This window comes from Kitasatospora sp. GAS204B (assembly GCF_029892155.1).
Taxonomy (GTDB): Bacteria; Actinomycetota; Actinomycetes; order Streptomycetales; family Streptomycetaceae; genus Kitasatospora.
This window is the reverse complement of record NZ_JARZAG010000002.1, coordinates 122,407-148,159: the sequence shown is the minus strand read 5'-3', so window position 1 is coordinate 148,159 and position 25,753 is coordinate 122,407. Positions and strand designations below refer to the sequence as shown.

The following is a 25,753-nucleotide window of genomic DNA, read 5'->3' as shown; positions in this document are numbered from 1 at the left end:
CGACGAGAGAGAGCGCCGCACCATGAGCCGCTCCGCGCACCCCGCAGGTCCCCGGCACGGTGACGTGCTGCCCGAGGGCCACTACCTGGCGCCGCCGAGCGACCTGAACGCGCTGGACCCCAAGGTCTGGTCCCGCACGGTCGCCCGTGACGCGAGCGGGGTGGCCACCGTCGGCGGGATCACGGTCACGGCGCTCGCCGCCGAGTTCGGCACACCGGCCTACGTGGTGGACGAGGCCGACTTCCGGGCCCGGGCCCGGGCCTGGCACCGCGCGTTCGGCGCCGAGGGCGTGGCGGCGGACGTCTACTACGCGGGCAAGGCCTTCCTCTCCAAGGCCGTGGTCCGCTGGTTGCAGGAGGAGGGGCTGAGCCTCGACGTGTGCAGCCCGGGCGAGCTGGCGGTGGCGTTGGCCGGCGGGATGCCGCCGGAGCGGATCGCGCTGCACGGCAACAACAAGTCGGTCGCCGAGCTTGAGCAGGCCGTCAAGGCGGGGGTCGGCCACATCGTGGTCGACTCCACCGCGGAGATCGGGCGGCTGGCGGAGATCGCCGAGCGCCAGGGTGTGCGGCAGCCGGTGCTGATCCGGGTGACGGTGGGCGTCGAGGCGCACACCCACGAGTTCATCGCCACCGCGCACGAGGACCAGAAGTTCGGCTTCTCGCTCGCCCAGGGCTCGGCCGCGCGGGCGGTCCGGGACGTGCTGGCCCGGCCCGGCCTGGAGCTGCGCGGCCTGCACTCGCACATCGGCTCGCAGATCTTCGACACCGCCGCCTTCGAGGTCGCCGCCCACCGGGTGGTCGCGCTGCTGGCCGAGATCCGTGACGAGTACGGCGTCGAGCTGCCCGAGATCGACCTCGGCGGCGGCCTGGGCATCGCCTACACCAGCGAGGACGACCCGCGCGAGCCGGCGGAGATCGCCACCGCGCTGGCCGAGATCGTCCGGCGCGAGTGCGCGGCCAAGCGGCTCGCCACCCCGCGCCTGAGCGTGGAGCCGGGCCGGGCGATCGTCGGGCCGACCGCGTTCACGCTCTACCAGGTCGGCACCGTCAAGCCGCTGCCAGGGCTGCGCACGTATGTCAGCGTGGACGGTGGGATGTCCGACAACATCCGTACCGCGCTCTACGACGCCGACTACTCGGTGGCCCTGGTCTCCAGGACCAGCGAGGCCGAACCGATGCTGGTGCGGGTGGTCGGCAAGCACTGCGAGTCCGGCGACATCGTGGTCCGGGACGCCTTCCTGCCCGCCGATCTGACCCCCGGTGACCTGATCGCGGTGCCGGCCACCGGCGCCTACTGCCGTTCGATGGCGAGCAACTACAACCACGCGCTGCGGCCGCCGGTGCTGGCGGTCGCGCAGGGCACGGCCCGGGTGATCGTGCGGCGCGAGACGGAAGAGGATCTCCTGCGCCTCGATATCGGATGACGGAAATCTCGTCTCGAATCTTGAGACGCCAGTAGATCTTTCCGCATCGTCCCCGAGACTGGAACAAGCCGAAGTCCGGCGGCTCGTCTGAATGCCGCCGGAAACGAGATGGATGAGCGGAGTCGGATGATGCGTACGCGGCCGCTGAAGGTGGCGTTGCTGGGCTGTGGTGTGGTGGGCTCCGAGGTGGCGCGCATCATGACGACAGACGCCGCCGACCTCGCCGCGCGGATCGGCGCGCCGGTCGAGCTGGCCGGCATCGCGGTCCGCCGGGCGGGCCGTCCCCGTCCGGGCGTTCCCGAGCACCTGATCACCACCGACGCCGAGGCGCTGGTCGGGCGCGGCGACATCGACGTGGTGATCGAGGTGGTCGGCGGGATCGAGCCGTCCAAGCACCTCATCCTCGCCGCCTTCGAGCACGGCGCCTCGGTGGTCAGCGCCAACAAGGCGCTGCTCGCCAAGGACGGCGCCGAGCTGCACAGTGCCGCCGCCGAGGCCGGGGTGGACCTGTACTACGAGGCCGCGGTGGCCGGCGCGATCCCGCTGATCCGCCCGCTGCGCGAGTCGCTGGCCGGCGACCGGGTGAACCGGGTGCTCGGCATCGTCAACGGCACCACCAACTTCATCCTCGACAAGATGGACTCCACCGGCGCCGGGTACTCGGAGGCGCTGGAGGAGGCCACCGCGCTCGGCTACGCCGAGGCCGACCCGACCGCCGACGTGGAGGGTTTCGACGCCGCCGCCAAGGCCGCGATCCTGGCCGGCATCGCCTTCCACACCAAGGTCACCGCCGCCGACGTCTACCGCGAGGGCCTCACCGAGGTGACCGCCGCCGACATCGCCAGCGCCAAGGCGATGGGCTGCGTGGTCAAGCTGCTGGCGATCTGCGAGCGCGCGGTGGACGGCGAGTCGGTCACCGCCCGGGTGCACCCGGCGATGATCCCGCTCAGCCACCCGCTGGCCTCGGTCCGCGAGGCCTACAACGCGGTCTTCGTCGAGGCCGAGGCGGCCGGCCGGCTGATGTTCTACGGTCCGGGCGCGGGCGGCGCGCCGACCGCCTCCGCGGTGCTCGGCGACCTGGTCGCGGTCTGCCGCAACAAGCTCAACGGCGCGACCGGCCCGGGGCACTCGGTCTACACCCAGCTGCCCGCCAAGCCGATGGACCAGGTGATCACCCGCTACCACGTCAGCCTGGACGTGGACGACCGCGCGGGCGTGCTGGCCCAGGTGGCCTCGGTCTTCGCCGAGCACGGGGTGTCCATCGACACGGTGCGCCAGCAGGGCCGCGACGGCGACGCCTCGCTGGTCGTGGTGACCCACCGGGCCACCGACGCCGCCCTGTCGGCGACCGTGGACAAGCTCCGCGCGCTGGACAGCGTGCGGGATGTGGCCAGCATCATGCGGGTTGAAGGGGAATGAAACAGCCATGAACGCTGTGATCGACAAGGTCGGTGGCCGGACCCACCAGTGGCGCGGAATCATCGAGGAGTACCGCGACCGCCTGCCGGTGAACGCGAGCACGCCGGTGGTCACCCTGCTGGAGGGCGGCACCCCCCTGGTCCCCGCCCAGGTGCTCTCCGAGCGGACCGGCTGCGACGTCTACCTCAAGGTCGAGGGCGCCAATCCGACCGGCTCCTTCAAGGACCGGGGCATGACGATGGCGATCTCCAAGGCGAAGGCCGACGGAGCCCAGGCCGTGATCTGCGCCTCCACCGGCAACACCTCGGCCTCGGCGGCCGCCTACGCGGTGCGGGCCGGCATGGTCTGCGCGGTGCTGGTGCCGCAGGGCAAGATCGCGCTCGGCAAGATGGGCCAGGCGCTGGTGCACGGCTCGAAGATCCTCCAGGTGGACGGAAACTTCGACGACTGCCTCACCCTCGCGCGTGAACTGTCCGAGAACTACCCTGTCGCGCTGGTGAACTCGGTCAACCCGGTGCGCATCGAGGGCCAGAAGACGGCCGCCTTCGAGATCGTCGACATGCTCGGCGACGCCCCCGACATCCACGTCCTGCCGGTCGGCAACGCGGGCAACATCACCGCCTACTGGAAGGGCTACCGCGAGTACGCGGCGGACGGCCTGGCCACCCGCAAGCCCCGGATGTGGGGCTTCCAGGCCTCCGGCTCGGCCCCGATCGTGGACGGCGCCCCGGTGCTCAAGCCGCAGACCATCGCCACCGCGATCCGGATCGGCAACCCGGCCTCCTGGGCCTTCGCGGAGGCCGCCCGGGACGAGTCGGGCGGGCTGATCGACAAGGTGACCGATCGTCAGATCCTGGCCGCCTACCGGATGTTGGCGGCGCGTGAGGGTGTCTTCGTGGAGCCCTCGTCGGCCGCCAGCGTGGCCGGCCTGCTGGCCAAGGCGGAGGCCGGACTGGTCGACCCGGGCCAGCGGATCGTCTGCACGGTGACCGGCAACGGCCTCAAGGACCCCGACTGGGCGGTGGCCGGCGCGCCGCAGCCGCACGTGGTCCCGGTCAGCGCCGAGGCGGCCGCCGCGCGGCTGGGGCTGCTGGACTGACGCCCCGTCGGGCGAGTGCACCGGATGGGCCGGTCCCACGGGACCGGCCCATCCGACGCGTCGGGCGGATGCCCCGAAAGGGGTGTACGACCGACTGTCCCGAAGCGGGTGAGTAACTGCCCCACTGTCGCTTTCGTTGTTGTTTGCGTTGTCCTTCTACTGCAAGTGTGACGCACCTGCGATGTCCGTTTGTGACGCCGATTCGGGCCGGATTCCGGCCATAACCTGCAACACGGTAGATCGAGAGGGAGCGGGGTGTACCGCTGTGGAACCTCTCTTCGATACGCTGAACCCTGGCGGTGTGGCACATGCCAATGGCTCGGCCGTTGCCCCGCGGGGCGGGCCTGAGCCGCACGCAGCGCACTGACACCCCCCACCGCCGTACCACCGCAGGGCCCCATGACGGGCCTGCCTCACTCCTCAGGAGAGTCCACCGCATGGCCCCTCCCGCGTTCCGTGCCGCCGCCGTCCGGGTGCGGGTCCCCGCGACCAGCGCCAACCTGGGCCCGGGCTTCGACGCCTTCGGACTCGCTCTGGGCCTCTACGACGACATCGTGGTCCGGGTCGCCGACTCGGGGCTGACCGTGGACATCGCGGGGGAGGGCGCCGAGACGCTCGCCCGCGACGAGCGTCACCTGGTGGTCCGCGCGATGCGTGCGGCCTTCGACCGGCTCGGCGGGCAGCCGCGCGGCCTCGAGGTGGTCTGCGCCAACCGGATACCGCACGGGCGTGGCCTGGGTTCCTCCTCGGCCGCCATCTGCGCGGGCATCGTCGCCGCCCGCGCCGTCACCATCGGTGGCCCCGCCGCCCTCGACGACGCCGCGATGCTGGCTCTCGCCTCCGAGTTGGAGGGCCACCCGGACAATGTCGCCGCCTGCCTGGCGGGCGGGTTCACCATCGCCTGGACCGACGAGGACAGCGCCAGGGCGGTCCGCCTGGACCCGGCCGCCGAGGTGGTCCCGGTGGTCTTCATCCCGAGCACCGAGGTGCTCACCGAGACCGCCCGCGGCCTGCTGCCGAAGACCGTCCCGCTGGCCGACGCGGCCGCCAACGCCGGCCGCTCCGCACTGCTCGTGGAGGCGCTGACCAGGCGCCCGGGGCTGCTGCTGGCCGCCACCGAGGACCGGCTGCACCAGGACTACCGCGCCGCCGCGATGCCGGACAGCGCCGCCCTGGTGGCCGCGCTGCGCTCGGAGGGCGTGCCGGCGGTGATCTCCGGTGCGGGTCCGACCGTGCTCGCGCTGAGCGACGAGGCCGGCGCGGACAAGCTGCTGCAGTTCGCAGGCGAGTCGTTCGCAGCCCACCGGCTTCGGCTCGACCGTGACGGAGCGGGCGTCCTGCCGTTGGACGGATGACCGTTGCCGCAGGCCAGGCCGTGCGCTACCGGCACGGTCGGCGACCGCACGGCCGTGCGCCCAATTGGGCGGGCGTCCGGCCGGCGGGAGGGACACGATTGGCAAGCACCAGGCTGGGGAATGTGTGAGGGGGTCGGTAGTGTTAACCTCAATGCTGCATCAGGCGCCCCGTGGGGCCCGGTGCACCGCGTCCCCCTCCTCTGAGCCCGCTGCCGCGGGATCACGGCGTTGTCGGGGACCACGATTCTCCGGGAGCCCGCCACAGCGCGTACGCAGCCTGCCTGCGCGATTGCGGCCGCATCCCGAAGCCGTGTCGGATCCCTGACCCCCACCCGCCTGGGCCGGCCTCCAGCTGAGGCCCGAACGGGCGGAGCGCGGGAGACCGTCACGCGACGGGGGCCCGGGTTTCGCAGGCAGCGCGGTCGGCATGCGGTGCTGTTCCAACTGGCCGCCCGCCGTGCCTTTCGCACCACCGTGCCTCGTGCACCGCACTTCGCACCTCTCCCCCCAGCCGGCCCCGCCGTGGTGGAGGGACCACCGCATCGGACCTGTGCACAGCAGAGCGCAGGTCAGACAGCACAACCGGTCGCCGAGCCAGACAGGCCGACGTCCGCTCCAGGGAAGGACCCTTAGTGAGCGACACCACCGATCTGATGGGCGCGCGCCCGGACGCCGACGCGACGGACACGCCCGCCGCCCCCGCGGCGCCGGTCAAGCGCCGCCGCACCGCTGCCGCAGGCCTTGACGGTCTGGTCCTGGCCGAGCTTCAGAAGCTCGCCTCGACGCTCGGCATCAGCGGCACCGGGCGGATGCGCAAGAGCCAGCTCATCGAGGCCATCAAGGAGAAGAGCGGCGGCGACCCGCTGCTCGCCTCCGCCGGCGCTCCGGCGCCGGCCAAGGCGGCCGCCAAGGAGAGCACCCCCGCCGCCGAGCCGGCCGAGAAGCCGGCCCGCCGGACCCGGGCCACCGCTGCCGCGGCCGTCGCCGAGGCGCCTGCCCAGATCGAGATCCCGGGTCAGGCCGCCCCCGACACCACCGCTCCGGCGCGGGCCGAGCGCGGCCGCCGCCGGGCCACCGCCGCGGCCGGTGCCCCCACCGCCCCCACCGCCGTCGAGGCCCCCGTCTCCACCGCGGTGGGTGCGGAGACCGCCGCCGAGCCGGCCGAGGCGCGCACCGAGACCCGCACCGAGCAGACCCGCGGCTCCGAGAGCCGCGACGAGCAGCGCGATGGCCGCCGCGACCGCCGTGAGCGCCGCGACCGCGGCGAGCAGCGCACCGAGACCCGCACGGACCGCACGGACCGCGCCGATCGTGCTGATCGCACCGAGAGCGCTGAGGGCGAGAGCGCCGACGGTCGCGAGTCGCGCCGTGACCGGCGCAGCCGCCGGGACCGCGCCGACCGCCGGGACGGTGGCCAGCAGGGTGCCCAGCAGCCGGCCGCCCAGCAGCCCGCCGCCGCCCAGCAGCAGCCCGCCGCCCAGCAAGGCGGCTACGACGACGACGAGTTCGGCGACGGTCGCCGCGGCCGCCGTGGCCGCTACCGCGACCGCAACCGCCGTGGCGGGCGCCGCGACGGCTTCGAGGGCGCCGTGGCCGAGCCGCAGGTGGGCGACGACGATGTGCTGATCCCCGTCGCGGGCATCCTGGACATCCTGGACAACTACGCCTTCGTGCGCACCTCCGGCTACCTGCCGGGCTCGAACGACGTCTACGTCTCGCTCGCCCAGGTCCGCAAGAACGGCCTGCGCAAGGGTGACGCGATCACCGGCGCGGTGCGCCAGCCGCGTGACGGCGAGCGCCGCGAGAAGTTCAACGCCATGGTGCGGCTGGACTCGGTGAACGGCATGGACCCGGAGAGCGGCCGCAACCGCCCCGAGTTCGGCAAGCTCACCCCGCTCTACCCGCAGGAGCGGCTGCGCCTGGAGACCGACCCGGGCGTGCTGACCACCCGGATCATCGACCTGGTGTCGCCGATCGGCAAGGGCCAGCGTGGTCTGATCGTCGCCCCGCCGAAGACCGGCAAGACGATGATCATGCAGGCGATCGCCAACGCGATCACCCGCAACAACCCCGAGTGCCACCTGATGGTCGTCCTGGTCGACGAGCGTCCGGAAGAGGTCACCGACATGCAGCGCTCGGTCAAGGGCGAGGTCATCTCCTCGACCTTCGACCGTCCGGCCGAGGACCACACCGTGGTCGCCGAGCTGGCCATCGAGCGCGCCAAGCGCCTGGTGGAGCTGGGCCACGACGTGGTGATCCTGCTCGACTCGATCACCCGTCTGGGCCGTGCCTACAACCTGGCCGCCCCCGCTTCCGGCCGCATCCTGTCCGGTGGTGTCGACTCGACCGCGCTCTACCCGCCGAAGAAGTTCTTCGGCGCCGCGCGCAACATCGAGAACGGCGGCTCGCTGACCATCCTGGCCACCGCCCTGGTGGAGACCGGCTCGCGGGCCGACGAGGTGGTCTTCGAGGAGTTCAAGGGCACCGGCAACATGGAGCTGCGGCTGGACCGCAAGCTCGCCGACAAGCGGATCTTCCCGGCGGTGGACGTGGACGCGTCCAGCACCCGCAAGGAGGAGATCCTGCTCGGCAGCGAGGAGCTGGCGATCACCTGGAAGCTGCGTCGGGTGCTGCACGCGCTCGACTCGCAGCAGGCGATCGAGCTGCTGCTGGACAAGATGAAGCAGACCAAGTCCAACGCCGAGTTCCTGATGCAGATCGCCAAGACCACGCCGGGGTCGGGTGACTGACGGTCCCTCGGATCAGCGCCGCGGGCGGCCACTGGGTTCCAGTGGCCGCCCGCGGCGTTCGTGCGTGCGGTGGGACCGGAAGGGCCTGTGACAGGAAAGGGACATAAGGCCCTAATGCCTCATCTATCCTCAAAAGGTCAGCCAGTGCGGCCGACCGACGTGAGGACCTGGACCGATGGCCGAGGCAGAGCAGAACCCCACCCCGGGCAGGCGCCGCAAGGTGCGCACCCGCAGGGCCAGAGTGCTGCGGGCGACGGGCTTCACCGCCCTGGCCCTGGTGCTGGCCGGCGCCGGCACGGCCGGCTACGTGTACTGGAGGTGGAACTCGAACATCAAGAGCGTCGACATCGACTCCCAGCTCGGCAGCAATCGCCCCTCGGCCCCCACCAACGGCTCGTTCAACGTGCTGGTGCTCGGCTCCGACTCGCGGTCGGGGGCGAACGGCTCGCTGGCCGGCGGTGCGACCGACGGCACCGCCCGCTCGGACACCGCGATGGTGGTGCACGTCAACCAGAGCCACTCCGCCGCCACCGTGGTCTCGATCCCGCGTGACACCCTGGTGAACCGGCCCGCCTGCACCGCCGCCAACGGCAGCCCGGTGCCCGCCGTCACCGGTGCGATGTACAACAGCGCCTTCGAGGTCGGCGGCGCGGCCTGCGCGGTGAAGACCACCGAGCAGCTCACCGGGCTGCGGATGAACCACTTCGTCGAGATCGACTTCGCCGGCTTCGCGAACTTCATCAACGCGATCGGCGGCGTCACCGTGACCACCTCGGTGGACATCCACGACCAGGACAGCGGCCTGGACCTCAAGGCGGGCACCACCCACCTGGGCGGCGACCAGGCACTGGCCTTCGTGCGCACCCGGCACGGCGTGGGGGACGGCAGCGACCTGGGCCGGATCGAGCTGCAGAAGGAGATGGTGAAGTCGATCATCAGGCAGATCGGCTCGATCGGGATGTTCGGCAACCCGGCCAAGCTCTTCACCATCGGCGACAGCCTGACCAAGTCCATCACCACCGACTCCCAGCTGGCCTCGGTGAGCGCGCTGACCGGCCTGGGCGAGGAGCTCAAGGGGATCGGCACCAACCAGCTGACCATGGTCACCATGCCGGTGGTCACCGCGCCCAGTGACCCGAACCGGGTGGTGGCCCAGCAGCCGCAGGCCGGGCAGGTGTGGACCGCGCTGCGGGTCGACCAGGGCGTGCCGCAGGCGATCGTCAGCAGCCAGCCGGTCAACCCCGCCGATCCCAGGAGCTCGGCCGCCGCCGGCGCCGCGGGGCCGTCCGCGGCCCACTCCTGAGGCGGCGGAATATCCCCGGGGCCCCACCGGTTTGGGAAGAAGCGGTCAGTGCTGGCAGACTGGTCCGTCGGTCCCGGTTCACGTGCGGCAACACGCCGCCGACCCGGTGCCCTCCCGATACCTAGGAGCATCCCTTGAAGCCCGACGTTCACCCCACGTACGTGGTCACCAACGTGACCTGCACCTGTGGCAACGAGTTCACCACCCGTTCCACCGAGACCTCCGGCGTGATCCGCGCCGAGGTGTGCTCGGCCTGCCACCCGTTCTACACCGGCAAGCAGAAGATCCTCGACACCGGTGGCCGCGTGGCCCGCTTCGAGGCCCGCTTCGGCAAGGGCCTCAGCGGCAACCGGTCCTAGCGCTCACGCGGCGCCGGTCTCTGGCGTCCCCGCTTCACGCGGGGGCGTCCGGGCCGGCGCCGTTGGCGTCTCCGGCGGTTCCCCGCCGTGCGAGCAGGTCCAGCAGGCCCAGCAGTCTCCAGCAGGTTCCCCACCCCCCACACCGGTACCCACGGGAAGTAGGCCAACCCCCATGTTCGAGGCAGTCGAAGAGCTCCTCATCGAGCACGCCGCCCTCGAAGAGCGGCTGGCCGACCCGTCGGTGCACGCGGACCAGGCCAACGCGCGCAAGCTGTCCAAGCGGTACGCCGAGCTGACCCCGATCACCCGCACCTACCGGGCCTGGCGGCAGGCCGGCGAGGACATCGTCGCGGCCCGCGAGTTCGCCGCCGAGGACCCCGACTTCCTGGCCGAGGCGAAGGCCGCCGAGAAGCGGCAGGGCGAGCTGACCGAGGAACTGCGGCTGCTGCTGGTGCCGCGTGACCCCAACGACGAGAAGGACGTCATCCTGGAGGTCAAGGCGGGCGAGGGCGGCGAGGAGTCCGCGCTGTTCGCCGGCGACCTGCTGCGGATGTACCTGCGGTTCGCCGAGCGGGTGGGCTGGAAGACCGAGATCATCGACGCCAACGAGTCCGACCTCGGCGGCTACAAGGACGTCTCGGTCGCCGTGAAGACCAGAGGCATGACCGAGCCCGGCCAGGGCGTCTGGGCCCGCCTCAAGTACGAGGGCGGCGTGCACCGGGTGCAGCGGGTCCCCGCCACCGAGTCGCAGGGCCGGATCCACACCTCCGCCGCCGGCGTGCTGGTCACCCCGGAGGCCGAGGAGGTCGAGGTCGAGATCCACCAGAACGACCTGCGGATCGACGTCTACCGCTCCTCGGGCCCCGGCGGCCAGTCGGTCAACACCACCGACTCCGCGGTCCGGATCACCCACGTGCCGACCGGTATCGTGGCCTCCTGCCAGAACGAGAAGAGCCAGCTGCAGAACAAGGAGTCGGCGATGCGCATCCTGCGGTCGCGACTGCTGGCCGCAGCGGTGGAGGCCGCCGAGCAGGAGGCCTCCGACGCCCGGCGCAGCCAGGTCCGCACGGTCGACCGCTCCGAGCGGATCCGGACGTACAACTTCCCCGAGAACCGCATCTCGGACCACCGCACCGGCTTCAAGGCGTACAACCTGGACCAGGTCCTCGACGGCGACCTGAACGCGCTGATCCAGTCCGCCGTGGACGCCGACGCCGCCGCGAAGCTCGCCGCGGCGCAAGAGCAGTAACCACCGCAGAGGGGTACGTACGGATGAACCTGCTGCTCGCCGAGGTGGCCCAGGCCACCCAGCGGTTGGCCGCGGCCGGCGTGCCGTCGCCGCGCTTCGACGCGGAGGAGCTCGCCGCACACATCCACCACGTCAAGCGCAGCCAGCTGCACACCGTGCCGGACGCCGACTTCGACGCCCGCTACTGGGAGGCGATCTCGCGCCGCGAGGCCCGCGAGCCGCTGCAGCACATCACCGGGCGGGCCTTCTTCCGCTACCTGGAGCTCGAAGTGGGCCCCGGTGTCTTCGTGCCGCGCCCGGAGACCGAGACGGTCGTGGAGTGGGCGATAGAGGCCGTCCGCGAGATGGACGTGGCCGAGCCGCTGGTGGTCGACCTGTGCTCCGGCTCCGGCGCGATCGCCCTCGCCCTGGCCCAGGAACTGCCCCGCTCCACGGTGCACGCCTTCGAGCTGGACGAGGGCGCGCTGCGCTACACCCGCCGCAACATCGAGGCCAGCCCCGACCGCGACCGGATCACCCTGCACGCCGGTGACGCCACCGAGGCCTTCGCCGACGACCGCTCCTGGGACGGCCGCTTCGACCTGGTGATCAGCAACCCGCCGTACATCCCGCTGACCGAGTGGGAGTATGTGGCGCCCGAGGCCCGCGACCACGACCCGCAGATGTCGCTCTTCTCCGGTGAGGACGGCCTGGTCGTGATCCGCGGCATCGAGCGGGTGGCGGCCCGGCTGCTGCGCCCCGGTGGCGCGGTGGTGATCGAGCACGCGGACACCCAGGGCGGGCAGGTGCCGTGGATCTTCAACGAGGAGGGCGGCTGGACGGACACGGCCGACCACCGGGATCTCAACGGCCGGCCGCGTTTCACGACAGCCCGAAGGGCGAGGTCGTGAACCATAAGCGCAGTACGACAGCCCGCAAGACCTCGCTGTGACTTCAGACTTCGCCGTGACTTCAGACTCCACCGTGACTCCGAAGAGGGGACTGCTCCGATGAGCCGCCGTTACGACTGTGCAGACGCAGGCGACCGTGCAACCGGGCTGCGCGAGGCCGCCTCGGCGATCCGCCGGGGCGAGCTGGTCGTGCTGCCGACCGACACCGTCTACGGGCTCGGTGCGGACGCCTTCAACCCGGAGGCCGTCGCCGGTCTGCTGGCCGCCAAGGGCCGGGGCCGCAGCATGCCCTCGCCGGTGCTGGTCGGCTCGCCCACCACGCTGCACGGTCTGGTCACCGACTTCTCGGAGCAGGCCTGGGAGCTGGTCGACGCCTTCTGGCCGGGCGGCCTGACCCTGGTGGCCAAGCACCAGCCCTCGCTGCGCTGGGACCTGGGGGAGACCCGCGGCACCGTCGCGGTCCGGATGCCGCTGCACCCGGTCGCCATCGAACTGCTCAACACCACCGGCCCGCTGGCCGTCTCCAGTGCCAACAAGTCGGGCCAGCCGGCCCCGGCCCACTGCGAGGACGCCGAGTCCCAGCTGGGCGACTCGGTGGCGATCTACCTGGACGGCGGCACGGCCGAGCACGGCCTGGCCTCCAGCATCGTCGACGTCACCGGCAAGGTGCCGGTCCTGCTGCGCGCGGGTGCCGTGAGCATCGAGCAGCTGAGGGAGGTCGTCCCCGACCTGGAGGCCGGCAGTTGACGGCCTCGCTCCACGACCGGCTGCCCTCCTACGTCGCCGTCTCCCCGCGCCCCTCCGACTACTTCCGGATCCTCTTCGTCTGCACCGGCAACGTCTGCCGCTCGCCGATCGCCGAGCGGCTGACCCGTCATGAGTTGGACACCCGGCTCAGCGAGCGGGCGGCCGGGCGGATCGTGGTGGAGAGCGCCGGGACCTGGGGGCACGAGGGCGCGCCGATGGAGGCGCACGCGGCCACCGTGCTCGGTGAGTACGGCGTGGACAGCCGAAACTTCGCCGGACGCGAGCTGCTCGACGAGCACGTGGTGGAGGCCGACCTGGTGCTCACCGCGACCCTGGACCACCGCGCCCAGGTGATCTCGATGGGGCACGCGGCGGGCCTGCGCACCTTCACGCTCAAGGAGTTCACCCGGCTGGTCCGGTCGATAGACCCGGCCACCCTGCCCGAGGTGGGCTCGGGGGCCGAGGTCACCGAGCGGGCCCGCGCCCTGGTCCGGGCGGCCGCCGCGCTGCGCGGCTGGTTGCTGGCCTCCTCGCCGGAGGCGGACGAGGTGGGCGACCCGTACGGTGCGCCGATCGGCATGTTCCGCAACTGCGGCGAGGAGATATTCCACGCGCTCGACCCGGTGGTGACCGCCCTGACGGGCGTACCGGCTCCGCGTCATCAGGCCCAGCGGCCCTGGCGGTCCTAGGCTGGACTCCACCGCCCGAACGGCCCCGGAGCGCCGCCATGACCCTCACCGATGCCGCGCACGGTCTCGAAGCACGCCACGTCTGGGAGCCCCCGACGGCGCTGCGCGCGGCCGATCCCGAACTGGCCGACCTGCTCTCGGCGGAGGCCGAGCGGCGGGCCAACAGCCTGCAGCTGCTGGCGGGGGAGAACCTCGCCACCGAGGCCGTCCGCGCCGCACTGGCCGGCCCGCTGATCGACAAGTACGCCGAGGGCTATCCCGGCCACCGGCACCACACGGGCTGCGCCGTGGCGGATGCCACCGAGCTGCTGGCGATCTCCCGGGCCCGCGCGCTGTTCGCCGCCGATCACGCCAACGTCCAGCCCAGGTCCGGGACTTCGGCGATGCTGGCGGCCTTCGCGGCGCTGCTGCGGCCGGGCGACACGGTGCTCGCGATGTCGCTGGAGCACGGCGGGCACCTGTCCTGCGGTTCGCGGTCCAACTTCTCCGGCCGCTGGTTCGACGTGATCGGCTACGGGGTGCGCGAGGCGGACGGGCTGGTCGACCTCGACCAGGTCCGCGAGCTGGCCAGGACGCACCGGCCGAAGGCGATCATCGCCGGCTCGATCTCCTACCCCCGGCAGCTGGACTGGGCGGCCTTCCGGGAGATCGCCGACGAGGCGGACGCCTACCTGGTCGCCACGGCCGCGCAGATCACCGGTCTGGTCGCCGCGGGCGTGGTGCCCTCCCCGGTGCCGTACGCGGACGTGGTGGTGGCCGCCACCCACAAGCTGCTGCGCGGCCCGCGCGGCGGGCTGCTGCTCTGCACCGCGGAACTGGCCGATCGGGTGGACCGGGCGGTCTTCCCGTTCACCCAGGGCGGCGCGGCGATGAACGAGGTGGCGGCCAAGGCGGTCGCGTTCGCGCAGGCGGGCACGCCGGAGTTCGGCGCGTACATCCGGCGCGCGGTGGACGGCGCACGCGGCCTGGCGGCCGCCCTCGAGCGGGCCGGTGCCCGCCCGCTGACCGGTGGCACCGACACCCATCTGGTGACCGCCGACGTGGCCCCGCTGGGGCTCACCGGGGCGCAGGCCGAGCGGCGCTGCGCGGCGGCGGGCCTGCTGCTCGGCAAGTGCGCGGTGCCATTCGACCCGGCGCCGGCCGCGGAGACGTCGGGAATCCGACTCGGCACCGGCGCGGCGGCCGCCCTCGGACTCGGCGCCGGCGAGCTCGCGGAGGTCGGCGAACTGATCGGAGCCCTGCTCAGCGGGGGTGCGCCGGCCCCGGCGGCGGCCCGGGTGCGGGAGCTGGTCGGCGAGTTCGGGGCAACCGGCGACCGTTAGACCGAACCGCGATGCACGCCACGCTCGTCCGACTCAATAAGGTGGGTGCCGTGGCGACGCACCTCGAACCCCTCAGCCGTGCGGAAGTACCTTCCGTACGTACCCGGCTGCGCGCGCGGAAGGAGGCCGGCGGTGCGTGAGTACCTGCTCGTGGTCTTCTGCACGGCTGCCGTCACCTACCTGCTGGTCGGCCCCGTCCGCAAGTTCGCGATCATCGCCGGCGCGATGCCGCCGGTCCGGGCGCGCGACGTGCACCGCGAGCCGACCCCGCGGCTGGGCGGCATCGCCATGTTCGGCGGTCTCTGCGCCGGGCTGCTGGTGGCCTTCCAGCTGAACAACCTCGGCAAGGTGTTCCACCAGGACTCCTCCGACATCAAGGCACTGCTCTCCGGCGTCGGCATCATGTGGGTGCTCGGCGTGCTGGACGACAAGTGGGGCGTGGACGCGCTGGTGAAGCTGGGAGGCCAGATGATCGCCGCCGGCGTGATGGTCTATCAGGGCATCACGGTCATCTCGATCCCGGTCCCCGGGGTCGGCCCGGTCGCGCTCAGCCCGACCCTGGGCATGGTGATCTCGGTCGCCCTGGTGGTCGTCATGGTCAACGCGGTGAACTTCATCGACGGACTGGACGGGCTGGCCGGCGGCATGGTGTGCATCGCCGCGCTGGCCTTCTTCCTCTACTCCTACCGGCTCTGGTACGTCTACTCGATCAGCGAGGCGGCGCCCGCCGTGCTGTTCAGCGCCCTGCTGATCGGCATGTGCCTGGGTTTCCTGCCGCACAACCTGCACCCGGCCCGGATCTTCATGGGCGACTCCGGCTCGATGATGCTGGGCCTGATGCTGGCCGTCTCGGCGATCTCGGTGACCGGCCGCGTCGACCCCGACCTGATCACCGCCCAGGCCGGCGGTTCGCAGACGGTCACCACCCACATCCTGGTGCCGATCTACATCCCGCTGCTGCTGCCGCTGGCGGTGATCGCGCTGCCACTGGCCGACCTGCTGCTCGCGGTGGTGCGCCGCACCTGGGCCGGGCGCTCGCCGTTCGCCGCCGACAAGCAGCACCTGCACCACCGGCTGCTGGAGATCGGCCACTCGCACAGCCGCGCGGTGCTGATCATGTACTTCTGGGCCGCGCTGATCGCCTTCGGCACGGTGGCCTTCTCGTTCACCGACACCGGCCGCACCGTGGTGCTGACCTGTGCCGGGTTCTGCCTGGTCGGCATCGTGGTGCTGCTGCTGCCGTGGTTCCGCCCCAAGGCGCCGGCCGCCGTGCAGTCCTTCGTGCCGCCGCGCTACCGCAAGGGCGCCCGGGCCGCGGCCGCGCGGGTGGCCGAGCCGCAGCAGGCGCCGAGCGCCCCGAGCGCGGCGCCGGTCGGCCCGCTGTACGAGGAGCTGCCCGCGATGGCCGAGCTCTCGATGAACGACCAGGAGCTGCTCGGCCGGCTGGGCACCGGCGCGAGCGCGGTCGGCGAGCACCCGCAGCGCTGACCGCGGCGCCGGCGGCGCCGGTGCTGTCACCGAGCTGACGTAGCCTCAACTTCCTTGCTCCATCTGCTTCACCCGTTCGGCGGCACTGCTGGGCCATCGGTGTGACAGGGGCCACACGAACATGGTAAAGCTCTCATCAAATAGTTTGTGATACCGTTCACGAGTACCGAGAACACGCCGAAAGACCCAGTGGTGAAGGACTTCCGTCCCCAGTGGGTCTGCGTCGACCAGCCCCGGCCGCTCGCCGGCCGGTCTCGCGGCCGTCTCACTCGGTCCGGTGTCCCCGCACCGGTGCGCCATCCTTGTTCTCGTCTTTCTGCTGAGCAGTCCCCCGTCCTCGACATGCCGCCGGAGTTGCCGACATGCCGTCCCACGACGCCCGGATCATCCGCGGCGCCGCAATCCCCACTGCGGTCGCCGGTGTGCTCGCTGTCGCGATCTCCGCCGCCGTGGTGGGGAGCAAGGGGCTGATCGGCGCCCTGGTCGCGACCCTGTTGGTGATGGGGTTCTTCAGCTTCGGTCAGTGGGCGTTGGACCGGCTGACCAGGAACAACCCGCAGATGATGATGGCCGCCGCGCTCCTGGTGTACATGACCCAGATCATCGCGGTGGGCATCGTTCTCGCGGTGTTCAAGGACACGACACTCTTCGACACCAAGGTCTTCGGCTTCACGCTGCTCGGCTGCGCGCTGATCTGGACCGCCGGTTCGGTGCGCGCCTCGCTCAAGGCCAAGATCTTCTACGTCGAGAACGATTCCGCCCAGCGGAAGTCTGACGATCCGTCGAAGTCGGAGCGTCAACAGTGATCAGTGGTTGCTGTCCCCCTCGCGAGGGGGGCGGTGTTTATGCGGTCCTGACAGGCTGCTATCGTCCGTCGCAACAACGGAGTACGGGAAGCGGCCAGGTCCCGCCGAGCGGTGCGTGCACACCGACCGGACGGATCGCCCCCCGGACTCGCGCAGTCTTGAAAGATCCCGCGCCGACATCTTGTGCCGGCGCGCCGGGTCCCCGAGAAACCCATCAAGTTCCAGTGCCGCTCCGTGGCCGCAGGCCGCGCCGACACACCGAGGTTGCCGTAACCATGCGTCACGACGAAGGAGTCCGTGGTGAGTGCTGACCAGCTCACGCAGCCGCTTGCCTCTGGGGGCTGCCACCTGTTCTCCGGCTGCGGCTTCCCGGCCCCCGGCCTGAACGAGTTCCAGTTCCACCCGATCTTCACGGTCGCGGGCTTCGGCTTCAACAAGCCGATGCTGCTGTCGATGATCTGCGCCCTGCTGGTGATCGGCTTCTTCTGGGCCGCGTTCGCCAAGCCCAAGGTGCTGCCGGGCAAGCTCCAGCTGGTCGGTGAGATCGGCTACGACTTCGTCAAGCGCGCGATCGTGTTCGAGAACATCGGTAAAAAGGGCGAGAAGTACGTCCCGATGATGGTCTCGATCTTCTTCTTCGTGTGGATCATGAACATCATGTCCGTGATCCCGTTCGCCCAGTTCCCGGTCACCGCGGTGATCGCCTGGCCGGCCGGTCTTGCCCTGGTCTGCTGGCTCACCTACATGAGCCTGACCTTCAAGAAGCACGGCTTCGTCGGCGGCCTGAAGAACCTCTGCTGGCCGTCGGGCGTCCCGGGCTGGGTCATGTTCATCCTGGTCCCGATCGAGTTCTTCTCGAACATCTTCGTGCGGCCGTTCACGCTCGCAGTCCGTGCGTTCGCCAACATGTTCGCCGGCCACCTGCTGATCGTGGTCTTCTCCGTCGCGACCTGGTACCTGCTGAGCCCGAGCCTGGGCGCGCTGTACGGGACCACCTCGTTCGTGGTGACCCTGGGCCTGACCGCGTTCGAGTTGCTGGTCCAGTTCCTGCAGGCCTACATCTTCGTGACGCTGGCCAGCAGCTACATCGCCGGTGCGCTGGAAGAAGCGCACTGAGCCGGTTGCGGCCCTCGGCCACACCTCCCCTCTGAATCGTCCGGTGGCCAACCACCACCGGCTCACCACCCTGCAAAGGACACAAGAGATGGCACTCGTCGAGCACCTCGCTTCGGTCAACGGCTCCATCGCGTCGGTCGGCTACGGTCTCGCCGCGATCGGCCCCGGCATCGGTGTCGGTCTGATCTTCGGCAACGGTGTGCAGGCCATGGCCCGCCAGCCCGAGGCTGCCAACCTGATCCGCTCGAACATGTTCATCGGGTTCGCGCTGACCGAGGCGCTCGCCCTGATCGGCATCGTCATGCCGTTCGTCTACGGCACCAAGTAATCCTGCCGTTACCCCACCGGACGGAAGGTCCAGATATGTCGCTCACGATGTTGGCGGCTGAGGATTTCAACCCCCTCATCCCCAAGACGCCTGAGCTCATCATCGGCCTGATCTGCTTCTTCGTGGTCTTCGGTCTGCTCGGCAAGAAGCTCCTCCCCAGCATCGAGAAGGTGCTGGCGGAGCGCCGGGACCAGATCGAGGGCGGCATGGAGCGCGCCGAGGCCGCACAGGCCGAGGCTCAGGCCCTGCTTGAGCAGTACCGCGCCGAGCTCGCCGAGGCGCGTCACGAGGCCGCTCGGATCACCGAGCACGCTCGCGAGCAGGGCGCTGCCCTGATCGGCGAGATGCGCGAGGAGGGCCAGCGCCAGCGCGAGGCCATCGTCGCGGCCGGCCACGCGCAGATCGAGGCCGACAAGAAGCAGGCGACTGCCGCCCTGCGCCAGGACGTGGGGTCGCTCGCTTCGCAGCTGGCCTCCCGCATCGTGGGTGAGTCCCTGGAGGACCACGCCCGGCAGAGCGGCGTGATCGACCGCTTCCTCGGTGACCTGGAGGCCAAGGCCGACGCGAGCGCGGCGGTCGCCAAGTGATCGGCGCCAGCCGCGAAGCACTCGCCGCGGGTCGCGAGAACCTCGACAGCCTGACCGACAACACCTCGGTGGACGCGGCCAAGCTCGCCGAGGAGCTCGGCTCCGTCACGGTGCTGCTGGACCGCGAGGTCTCGCTGCGCCGGGTCCTGACCGACCCCTCGCGGTCCGGTCAGGACAAGGCCGGGCTGGTCACCTCGCTGCTCGGTGGCCAGGTGTCGGGCGAGACCGTCGACCTGGTCGCCGGCCTGGCCCGGTCCCGCTGGTCCGGTTCGCGCGACCTGGTCGACTCGGTCGAGCAGCTGGCCGCCTACGCCGAGGTCATCGCCGCGGAGCAGGCGGGCAAGCTGGACGACCTGGAGGACGAGCTCTTCCGGTTCGGCCGGATCGTGGCCGGCTCGCACGAGCTGCGCGCCGCGCTGACCGAGCCGAAGGCCACCGCCGCCGCCAAGGCGGGGCTGGTCAAGAAGCTGCTCGGCGACCGGGCCCTGCCGGGCACCGTCCGTCTGGTCACTTCTCTGGTCACCCACCCGCGTGGTCGTAGCCTGGAGCAGGGCCTGGAGTCCTACTCCAAGCTCGCCGCCGACCGCCGTGACCGCGTGGTGGCCCTGGTCACCACCGCGGTCCCGTTGAGCGACGGCCAGAAGCAGCGCCTCGCCGGCGCGCTGGCCAAGCTGTACGGCCGGGCGGTGCTCCTGAACATCGACGTCGACCCCGAGGTCGTCGGCGGTGTCCGGGTGCAGATCGGTGACGAGATCATCGACGGCACCGTGTCGAGCCGCCTCGAAGGCGCTCGCCAGGCCCTCGAAGGCTGAGCCACCCGCACAGCACATCCGACCCTCGGTCGGGCGCCGGTCCCATCCCACGGGACAGCCGGCACATACGAACGGCCGGTCCAACAGCACCGGCCGAGGATCGAATACTTGCGGCCCTCCTTGGGCGGGCCGAGGATCGCAACCTAGGAGAGCAGGGAAGCCTGATGGCGGAGCTTACGATCCGGCCGGAGGAGATCCGGTCCGCACTGGCCGACTTCGTCCAGTCGTACCAGCCGGACGCCGCCTCGCGTGAAGAGGTCGGCACGGTCACTGGCGCGGCGGACGGTATCGCCCATGTCGAGGGTCTGCCCTCGGTCATGGCCAACGAGCTGCTGAAGTTCGAGGACGGCACCCTCGGCCTCGCGCTGAACCTCGACACCCGCGAGATCGGTGTCGTCATCCTCGGTGAGTTCAGCGGGATCGAGGAGGGTCAGACGGTGCACCGCACCGGCGAGATCCTCTCGGTGCCGGTCGGCGACGGCTACCTCGGCCGTGTCGTGGACCCGCTGGGCGCCCCGATCGACGGCCTGGGCGAGATCACCGCCACCGGCCGCCGCGCCCTGGAGCTGCAGGCCCCCGGTGTCATGGTCCGCAAGTCGGTGCACGAGCCGATGCAGACCGGCATCAAGGCGATCGACGCGATGACCCCGATCGGCCGCGGCCAGCGCCAGCTGATCATCGGCGACCGCCAGACCGGCAAGACCGCGGTGGCGATCGACACGATCATCAACCAGAAGGACAACTGGCGCTCCGGCGACCCGAAGAAGCAGGTCCGCTGCATCTACGTCGCCGTCGGCCAGAAGGGCTCCACCATCGCCGCCGTCCGCGGCGCCCTGGAGGAGGCCGGCGCGCTGGAGTACACCACCATCGTGGCCGCTCCCGCCTCCGACCCGGCCGGCTTCAAGTACCTGGCCCCGTACACCGGTTCGGCCATCGGCCAGGAGTGGATGTACGACGGCAAGCACGTCCTGATCATCTTCGACGACCTGTCGAAGCAGGCCGAGGCCTACCGCTCCGTCTCCCTGCTGCTGCGCCGTCCGCCGGGCCGCGAGGCCTACCCGGGTGACGTCTTCTACCTGCACTCCCGCCTGCTGGAGCGCTGCGCCAAGCTCTCCGACGAGCTGGGTGCCGGCTCGATGACCGGCCTGCCGATCATCGAGACCAAGGCCAACGACGTCTCGGCGTACATCCCGACCAACGTCATCTCGATCACCGACGGCCAGTGCTTCCTGGAGTCCGACCTGTTCAACGCCGGCATCCGCCCGGCCGTGAACGTCGGCATCTCGGTCTCCCGCGTCGGTGGCTCCGCCCAGATCAAGGCCATGAAGTCGGTGGCCGGCCGGCTGCGCCTGGACCTCGCCCAGTACCGCGAGCTGGAGGCGTTCGCCGCCTTCGGTTCCGACCTGGACGCGGCCTCCAAGTCCCAGCTGGAGCGCGGCGCCCGCATGGTCGAGCTGCTGAAGCAGGGTCAGTACCAGCCGTTCCCGGTCGAGGAGCAGGTCGTCTCCATCTGGGCCGGCACCACCGGCAAGCTGGACGACGTCCCGGTCGCCGACATCCGCCGCTTCGAGCGCGAGTTCCTCGACTTCCTGCGGATCGAGCACAAGCCGGTCCTCAGCGGCATCGTGGAGACCTCGAAGCTGGAGGACGGCACGGTCGACGCGCTGACCGAGGCGATCACGGCCTTCAAGCTGGGCTTCACGACGGCTGATGGCAAGCTGCTCTCCGAGCAGGCCTGAGTCCGGTAGCGAGGGAAAGGACGTAACGACCCATGGGAGCACAGCTTCGGGTCTACAAGCGCCGGATCCGCTCTGTCACCGCGACGAAGAAGATCACCAAGGCGATGGAGATGATCTCCGCGTCGCGCATCGTCAAGGCGCAGCGCGCGGTGGCCGCCTCCACTCCGTACGCCGATGAGCTGACCCGGGCGGTGACGGCGGTGGCCACCCGGTCCAACGCCAAGCACCCGCTCACCCACGAGAAGCCGAACGCGAGCCGGGCCGCGGTCCTGCTGCTGACGGCCGACCGCGGTCTGGCCGGCGGCTACTCCACCAACGCCATCAAGCAGGCGGTCGCGCTGACCGCCCGGCTGAAGGCTGAGGGCAAGGAGGTGGTCACCTACATCGCGGGTCGCAAGGGTGTCCAGTACTACGGCTTCCGCAACCTGCCGGTCGCGCAGTCGTGGACGGGCTTCTCGGACAAGCCGACCTACGGCGACGCCAAGACGGTGGCCGCCACGCTGATCGAGGCCTTCACGGCCGAGACCGGCGGGGTGGACGAGCTGCACCTGGTCTCGACGAAGTTCCTGTCGATGCTGACGCAGACCGCCGTCGACGCCCGGCTGCTGCCGCTGAAGCTGGACGAGGTCCAGCTCAGCGACGACAAGCCGGCCAAGACGGAGATCTTCCCGCTCTACGACTTCGAGCCGTCGGCGGAGGGCGTCCTGGACGCCCTGCTGCCGCGGTACGTGGAGAGCCGGATCTACAACGCGCTGCTGCAGTCGGCCGCTTCCGAGCACGCCGCCCGCCGGCGTGCCATGAAGAGCGCGACCGACAATGCCGGCGAGCTCATCAAGTCGCTGACGCGGCTTGCCAACTCGGCCCGTCAGGCCGAGATCACCCAGGAAATCAGCGAGATCGTCGGTGGCGCCAACGCGCTGGCCGACGCTAGCGCGGGGAGCGAATGAGTATGACCACCACTGTTGAGCCGACGGGCGCCGGACTGGCCACGGGCCGCGTCGCCCGGGTCATCGGCCCGGTCGTCGACGTGGAGTTCCCCGTCGACGCCATTCCGGACATGTTCAACGCCCTGCACGTCGAGGTGGACAACCCCGACGGCTCGGGCAAGAAGACGCTGACCCTCGAGGTCGCCCAGCACCTGGGCGACGGCCTGGTCAAGGCCATCTCGATGCAGCCGACCGACGGCCTGGTCCGCGGTGCCGCGGTCTCCGACACCGGCTCCCCGATCTCCGTCCCGGTCGGCGAGATCACCAAGGGCAAGGTCTTCAACGCCCTCGGTGACGTGCTCAACGCGGACCCGGCGGAGTTCAACGCCCAGGTCACCACGCGCTGGCCGATCCACCGCAAGGCGCCGAACTTCGCGGACCTCGAGTCGAAGACCGAGATGTTCGAGACCGGCATCAAGGTCATCGACCTGCTCACCCCGTACGTGCGTGGTGGCAAGATCGGCCTGTTCGGTGGTGCCGGTGTCGGCAAGACCGTGCTGATCCAGGAGATGATCTACCGCGTCGCCGCCAACTTCGGTGGCGTCTCGGTCTTCGCCGGCGTCGGGGAGCGTACCCGTGAGGGCAACGACCTGATCCAGGAGATGATCGACTCCAACGTTCTGGACAAGACCGCGCTGGTCTTCGGCCAGATGGACGAGCCGCCGGGCACCCGCCTGCGGGTCGCCCTGTCCGCGCTGACCATGGCGGAGTACTTCCGCGATGTGATGAGCCAGGACGTGCTGCTCTTCATCGACAACATCTTCCGGTTCACCCAGGCCGGTTCCGAGGTGTCGACCCTGCTCGGCCGGATGCCCTCCGCGGTGGGTTACCAGCCGAACCTGGCCGACGAGATGGGCCTCCTGCAGGAGCGCATCACCTCGACCCGCGGTCACTCGATCACCTCGATGCAGGCGATCTACGTCCCCGCGGACGACCTGACCGACCCGGCCCCGGCCACCACCTTCGCCCACCTGGACGCGACCACCGTGCTGTCGCGCCCGATCTCGGAGAAGGGCATCTACCCGGCCGTCGACCCGCTGGACTCCACGTCCCGCATCCTGGACCCGCGCTACATCGCGCAGGACCACTACGACACGGCGATGCGCATCAAGGGCATCCTGCAGAAGTACAAGGACCTGCAGGACATCATCGCGATCCTCGGCATCGACGAGCTGTCCGAAGAGGACAAGATCACGGTGCAGCGGGCCCGCCGGATCGAGCGCTTCCTCTCGCAGAACACCTACGTGGCGAAGCAGTTCACCGGTGTCGAGGGTTCGACCGTGCCGCTGTCGGAGACCATCGAGGCCTTCAACCGCATCGCGGACGGCAAGTACGACTCCGCTCCGGAGCAGGCCTTCTTCATGTGCGGTGGCATCGAGGACCTCGAGAAGAACATCGCCGAGCTGGCCAAGAAGTAACCGGCCGCTCAGCCGTGAGTGACCATGAGGGGTGGTTCCCGCATCCTGGGGACCACCCCTCATGGCACGAGGGCTGTGATTCCGGTCATCTCCGCGCTCCTCGTTTCATGCCAGGGGTGCGAGCCCGTTATTCTTACCGAAACTCCCGAGAAATCGGGCGTTGCAAGAGCCTAGGAGCCCACGTTGGCTGAGCTGCACGTCGAGCTGGTCGCAGCCGACCGCAAGGTGTGGTCCGGTGCGGCCACCATCGTTGTCGCCCGCACGGCTTCCGGTGACACCGGCATCATGCCGGGTCACACCCCGGTGCTGAGCGTGCTGGAGTCCGGCCCGGTCACCATCCGCACGACCGATGGCGGCACCGTCATCGCCGCCGTGCACGGTGGCTTCATCTCGTTCGCCGACAACAAGCTGTCTCTGCTCGCGGAGATCGCCGAGCTGGCCGACGAGATCGATGTGAACCGCGCGGAGCGTGCGCTGGAGCTCGCCAAGAGCGAGAGCGACGCGCACGCCGAGCGGCGCGCCGAGGTTCGCCTCGTCGCGGCCGGCCGCAAGGCCGCCTGAGGTTTCGCACAGCGGTTCGCACAATGGTTTGACCGACGGTCCCGGGGACGCGTGAGCGTGACCCCGGGACTGTCGTATCGGTTGGTAGGGACAGTGCCGTTGTTTCGTTGATACGACCGGCAAAACGGGGATGCGGGTAGCGAGGAGGTCGGTGAGCATGGTCCTCGCCCTTGTGGTGTGCGCGGCGGTCGTGGCCCTGGGGGTGGTCGGCCTGGTGGCGTTCGCGGTACGCCGCCGCCTCATCCAGCGGGTCGGCGGCACCTTCGACTGCAGTTACCGCCTGAAAATGCCGGCCGACGCCTCGACCCTCCCCGATCTCGACGAGAACGGACAGCCCACCTCAGCCCCGGTCCCCGCGACCGACGGCAAGGGGTGGGTTTTCGGTATCGGGCGCTACAGCGGCGACCACATCGAGTGGTTCCGGGTCTTCTCCTACGCCCCCCGCCCCCGCAAGGTGCTGCCCCGCCGCGAGATCGAGGTGCTCGGCCGCCGCTACCCCGAGGGCCAGGAGGAACTCGCCCTGCTCTCCAACTCCGTCGTGCTGCGCTGCCTGCACAACGGCGTCCCGCTGGAGCTGGCGATGAGCGACGACGCGCTCACCGGCTTCCTCGCCTGGCTGGAGGCGGCCCCGCCCGGGCAGCGGGTCAACGTCGCGTAGTCGGCCGGAGAGGCCTGAGTAGGCTTCGTCCCATGGTCAACCTCACGCGCATCTACACCCGCACCGGCGATGACGGCACCACCGCGCTCGGTGACATGAGCCGCACGACCAAGACCGATCCGCGACTGCTCGCCTACGCGGACGCCAACGAGGCCAACGCCGCGCTCGGGGTGGCGATCGCCGCCGGGGCGCTGGCCGAGGACCTGGTCGCGGTGCTGACCCGGATCCAGAACGACCTCTTCGACGTCGGGGCCGACCTGTCCACCCCGGTGGTGGCGGACCCCAAGTACCCGCCGCTGCGGGTCGAGCAGGGCTACATCGACCGGCTGGAAGCCGACTGCGACCGCTACAACGCCGAGTTGGAGAAGCTGCGCAGCTTCATCCTGCCGGGCGGCACCCCCGGGGCGGCCTACCTGCACCTGGCCTGCACCGTGGTGCGGCGGGCGGAGCGGGCCACCTGGGCGGCGATCGAGGAGCACGGGGAGAGCGTCAACCCGCTGACCGCCAAGTACCTCAACCGGCTCTCCGATCTGCTCTTCATCCTGGCCAGGACGGCCAACAAGGAGCGCGGGGACGTGCTCTGGGTGCCGGGGGAGAACCGCTAGTCGGTCCCTCGTCGCAAGGGTGGAGCGCAGGCTGCAACCTTCGA

24 protein-coding genes are annotated in these 25,753 nt (G+C 70.6%); all 24 read left to right on the top strand.

Annotated features, from left to right (window positions below; genetic code table 11):
• Window positions 1-22: 22 nt before the first annotated feature.
• The 24 genes from lysA (at window position 23) to P3T41_RS03165 (ending at window position 25,709) form a co-directional block, all read left to right on the top strand.
• Entirely contained in the window at window positions 23-1,423 is a 1,401-nt protein-coding gene (gene lysA, locus P3T41_RS03280) for a diaminopimelate decarboxylase (RefSeq protein ID WP_280687433.1), read from the top strand.
• A 126-nt stretch (window positions 1,424-1,549) separates the two neighbouring features.
• Window positions 1,550-2,842, top strand: a complete 1,293-nt coding sequence (locus P3T41_RS03275) for a homoserine dehydrogenase (protein ID WP_280687432.1) — start codon at window positions 1,550-1,552, stop codon at window positions 2,840-2,842.
• A 7-nt stretch (window positions 2,843-2,849) separates the two neighbouring features.
• Window positions 2,850-3,941 carry a threonine synthase gene (gene thrC / locus P3T41_RS03270; protein WP_280687431.1) on the top strand — a complete coding sequence of 364 codons (1,092 nt, stop codon included), beginning with the start codon at window positions 2,850-2,852 and terminating at the stop codon, window positions 3,939-3,941.
• 437 nt (window positions 3,942-4,378) lie between these two features.
• Window positions 4,379-5,296: a homoserine kinase gene (gene thrB, locus P3T41_RS03265; protein ID WP_280687430.1), complete on the top strand. Its 918-nt coding sequence runs from the start codon at window positions 4,379-4,381 to the stop codon at window positions 5,294-5,296.
• A 632-nt stretch (window positions 5,297-5,928) separates the two neighbouring features.
• On the top strand, window positions 5,929-8,046 hold the full coding sequence (gene rho / locus P3T41_RS03260) for a transcription termination factor Rho (RefSeq protein ID WP_280687429.1): 2,118 nt from the start codon (window positions 5,929-5,931) through the stop codon (window positions 8,044-8,046).
• Window positions 8,047-8,221: 175 nt separating this feature from the next.
• A complete protein-coding gene (locus P3T41_RS03255) occupies window positions 8,222-9,349 on the top strand; it encodes an LCP family protein (RefSeq protein ID WP_280687428.1) in 1,128 nt (375 codons plus the stop codon).
• Window positions 9,350-9,483: 134 nt separating this feature from the next.
• On the top strand, window positions 9,484-9,708 hold the full coding sequence (gene rpmE, locus P3T41_RS03250) for a 50S ribosomal protein L31 (RefSeq protein WP_280687427.1): 225 nt from the start codon (window positions 9,484-9,486) through the stop codon (window positions 9,706-9,708).
• Window positions 9,709-9,880: 172 nt separating this feature from the next.
• Window positions 9,881-10,957, top strand: coding sequence for a peptide chain release factor 1 (gene prfA, locus P3T41_RS03245; protein ID WP_280687426.1), 1,077 nt, complete (start codon window positions 9,881-9,883; stop codon window positions 10,955-10,957).
• Between the two features lie 23 nt (window positions 10,958-10,980).
• Window positions 10,981-11,847, top strand: coding sequence for a peptide chain release factor N(5)-glutamine methyltransferase (gene prmC, locus P3T41_RS03240; RefSeq protein WP_280687425.1), 867 nt, complete (start codon window positions 10,981-10,983; stop codon window positions 11,845-11,847).
• Window positions 11,848-11,946: 99 nt separating this feature from the next.
• The gene (locus P3T41_RS03235; protein WP_280687424.1) at window positions 11,947-12,594 is read left to right on the top strand and encodes an L-threonylcarbamoyladenylate synthase; all 648 of its coding nucleotides are present in this window, start codon (window positions 11,947-11,949) and stop codon (window positions 12,592-12,594) included.
• 20 nt (window positions 12,595-12,614) lie between these two features.
• A complete protein-coding gene (locus tag P3T41_RS03230) occupies window positions 12,615-13,283 on the top strand; it encodes a protein-tyrosine-phosphatase (protein ID WP_280687998.1) in 669 nt (222 codons plus the stop codon).
• 38 nt (window positions 13,284-13,321) lie between these two features.
• Complete coding sequence (locus P3T41_RS03225) at window positions 13,322-14,605, top strand: serine hydroxymethyltransferase (protein WP_280687423.1); 1,284 nt, start codon at window positions 13,322-13,324, stop codon at window positions 14,603-14,605.
• A 132-nt stretch (window positions 14,606-14,737) separates the two neighbouring features.
• Window positions 14,738-16,093, top strand: coding sequence for an MraY family glycosyltransferase (locus P3T41_RS03220; protein ID WP_280687422.1), 1,356 nt, complete (start codon window positions 14,738-14,740; stop codon window positions 16,091-16,093).
• 362 nt (window positions 16,094-16,455) lie between these two features.
• Window positions 16,456-16,899: a hypothetical protein gene (locus P3T41_RS03215; protein WP_280687421.1), complete on the top strand. Its 444-nt coding sequence runs from the start codon at window positions 16,456-16,458 to the stop codon at window positions 16,897-16,899.
• Between the two features lie 300 nt (window positions 16,900-17,199).
• Window positions 17,200-18,015, top strand: a complete 816-nt coding sequence (gene atpB, locus P3T41_RS03210; protein ID WP_280687420.1) for a F0F1 ATP synthase subunit A — start codon at window positions 17,200-17,202, stop codon at window positions 18,013-18,015.
• An 88-nt stretch (window positions 18,016-18,103) separates the two neighbouring features.
• Complete coding sequence (atpE, locus tag P3T41_RS03205) at window positions 18,104-18,343, top strand: ATP synthase F0 subunit C (protein ID WP_280687419.1); 240 nt, start codon at window positions 18,104-18,106, stop codon at window positions 18,341-18,343.
• A gap of 35 nt (window positions 18,344-18,378) precedes the next feature.
• Window positions 18,379-18,930, top strand: a complete 552-nt coding sequence (locus tag P3T41_RS03200) for a F0F1 ATP synthase subunit B (protein ID WP_280687418.1) — start codon at window positions 18,379-18,381, stop codon at window positions 18,928-18,930.
• Window positions 18,927-19,742 carry a F0F1 ATP synthase subunit delta gene (locus tag P3T41_RS03195; RefSeq protein ID WP_280687417.1) on the top strand — a complete coding sequence of 272 codons (816 nt, stop codon included), beginning with the start codon at window positions 18,927-18,929 and terminating at the stop codon, window positions 19,740-19,742. The genes P3T41_RS03200 and P3T41_RS03195 overlap by 4 nt, the downstream gene beginning before the upstream one ends.
• Window positions 19,743-19,906: 164 nt before the next feature.
• Complete coding sequence (gene atpA, locus P3T41_RS03190) at window positions 19,907-21,481, top strand: F0F1 ATP synthase subunit alpha (protein WP_280687416.1); 1,575 nt, start codon at window positions 19,907-19,909, stop codon at window positions 21,479-21,481.
• Between the two features lie 32 nt (window positions 21,482-21,513).
• Window positions 21,514-22,428: a F0F1 ATP synthase subunit gamma gene (locus tag P3T41_RS03185; protein WP_280687415.1), complete on the top strand. Its 915-nt coding sequence runs from the start codon at window positions 21,514-21,516 to the stop codon at window positions 22,426-22,428.
• 2 nt (window positions 22,429-22,430) lie between these two features.
• Window positions 22,431-23,885: a F0F1 ATP synthase subunit beta gene (atpD, locus tag P3T41_RS03180; RefSeq protein ID WP_280687414.1), complete on the top strand. Its 1,455-nt coding sequence runs from the start codon at window positions 22,431-22,433 to the stop codon at window positions 23,883-23,885.
• A gap of 183 nt (window positions 23,886-24,068) precedes the next feature.
• Window positions 24,069-24,446, top strand: a complete 378-nt coding sequence (locus tag P3T41_RS03175) for a F0F1 ATP synthase subunit epsilon (RefSeq protein WP_280687413.1) — start codon at window positions 24,069-24,071, stop codon at window positions 24,444-24,446.
• Between the two features lie 157 nt (window positions 24,447-24,603).
• Window positions 24,604-25,104, top strand: a complete 501-nt coding sequence (locus tag P3T41_RS03170; protein ID WP_280687412.1) for a DUF2550 domain-containing protein — start codon at window positions 24,604-24,606, stop codon at window positions 25,102-25,104.
• A gap of 32 nt (window positions 25,105-25,136) precedes the next feature.
• The gene (locus P3T41_RS03165; RefSeq protein WP_280687411.1) at window positions 25,137-25,709 is read left to right on the top strand and encodes a cob(I)yrinic acid a,c-diamide adenosyltransferase; all 573 of its coding nucleotides are present in this window, start codon (window positions 25,137-25,139) and stop codon (window positions 25,707-25,709) included.
• The last annotated feature ends 44 nt before the right edge of the window (window positions 25,710-25,753 follow it).

Bases quoted from the DNA above. Each gene is read 5' to 3' on its own strand.
- prfA (WP_280687426.1), top strand. From the start codon at position 9,881: ATGTTCGAGGCAGTCGAAGAGCTCCTCATCGAGCACGCCGCCCTCGAA.
- thrB (WP_280687430.1), top strand. From the start codon at position 4,379: ATGGCCCCTCCCGCGTTCCGTGCCGCCGCCGTCCGGGTGCGGGTCCCC.
- P3T41_RS03275 (WP_280687432.1), top strand. From the start codon at position 1,550: ATGATGCGTACGCGGCCGCTGAAGGTGGCGTTGCTGGGCTGTGGTGTG.
- atpD (WP_280687414.1), top strand. From the start codon at position 22,431: ATGACCACCACTGTTGAGCCGACGGGCGCCGGACTGGCCACGGGCCGC.
- P3T41_RS03165 (WP_280687411.1), top strand. From the start codon at position 25,137: ATGGTCAACCTCACGCGCATCTACACCCGCACCGGCGATGACGGCACC.
- atpA (WP_280687416.1), top strand. From the start codon at position 19,907: ATGGCGGAGCTTACGATCCGGCCGGAGGAGATCCGGTCCGCACTGGCC.
- P3T41_RS03255 (WP_280687428.1), top strand. From the start codon at position 8,222: ATGGCCGAGGCAGAGCAGAACCCCACCCCGGGCAGGCGCCGCAAGGTG.
- atpE (WP_280687419.1), top strand. From the start codon at position 18,104: ATGGCACTCGTCGAGCACCTCGCTTCGGTCAACGGCTCCATCGCGTCG.
- lysA (WP_280687433.1), top strand. From the start codon at position 23: ATGAGCCGCTCCGCGCACCCCGCAGGTCCCCGGCACGGTGACGTGCTG.
- prmC (WP_280687425.1), top strand. From the start codon at position 10,981: ATGAACCTGCTGCTCGCCGAGGTGGCCCAGGCCACCCAGCGGTTGGCC.
- thrC (WP_280687431.1), top strand. From the start codon at position 2,850: ATGAACGCTGTGATCGACAAGGTCGGTGGCCGGACCCACCAGTGGCGC.
- P3T41_RS03185 (WP_280687415.1), top strand. From the start codon at position 21,514: ATGGGAGCACAGCTTCGGGTCTACAAGCGCCGGATCCGCTCTGTCACC.
- P3T41_RS03200 (WP_280687418.1), top strand. From the start codon at position 18,379: ATGTCGCTCACGATGTTGGCGGCTGAGGATTTCAACCCCCTCATCCCC.
- P3T41_RS03215 (WP_280687421.1), top strand. From the start codon at position 16,456: ATGCCGTCCCACGACGCCCGGATCATCCGCGGCGCCGCAATCCCCACT.
- P3T41_RS03235 (WP_280687424.1), top strand. From the start codon at position 11,947: ATGAGCCGCCGTTACGACTGTGCAGACGCAGGCGACCGTGCAACCGGG.
- P3T41_RS03170 (WP_280687412.1), top strand. From the start codon at position 24,604: ATGGTCCTCGCCCTTGTGGTGTGCGCGGCGGTCGTGGCCCTGGGGGTG.
- P3T41_RS03225 (WP_280687423.1), top strand. From the start codon at position 13,322: ATGACCCTCACCGATGCCGCGCACGGTCTCGAAGCACGCCACGTCTGG.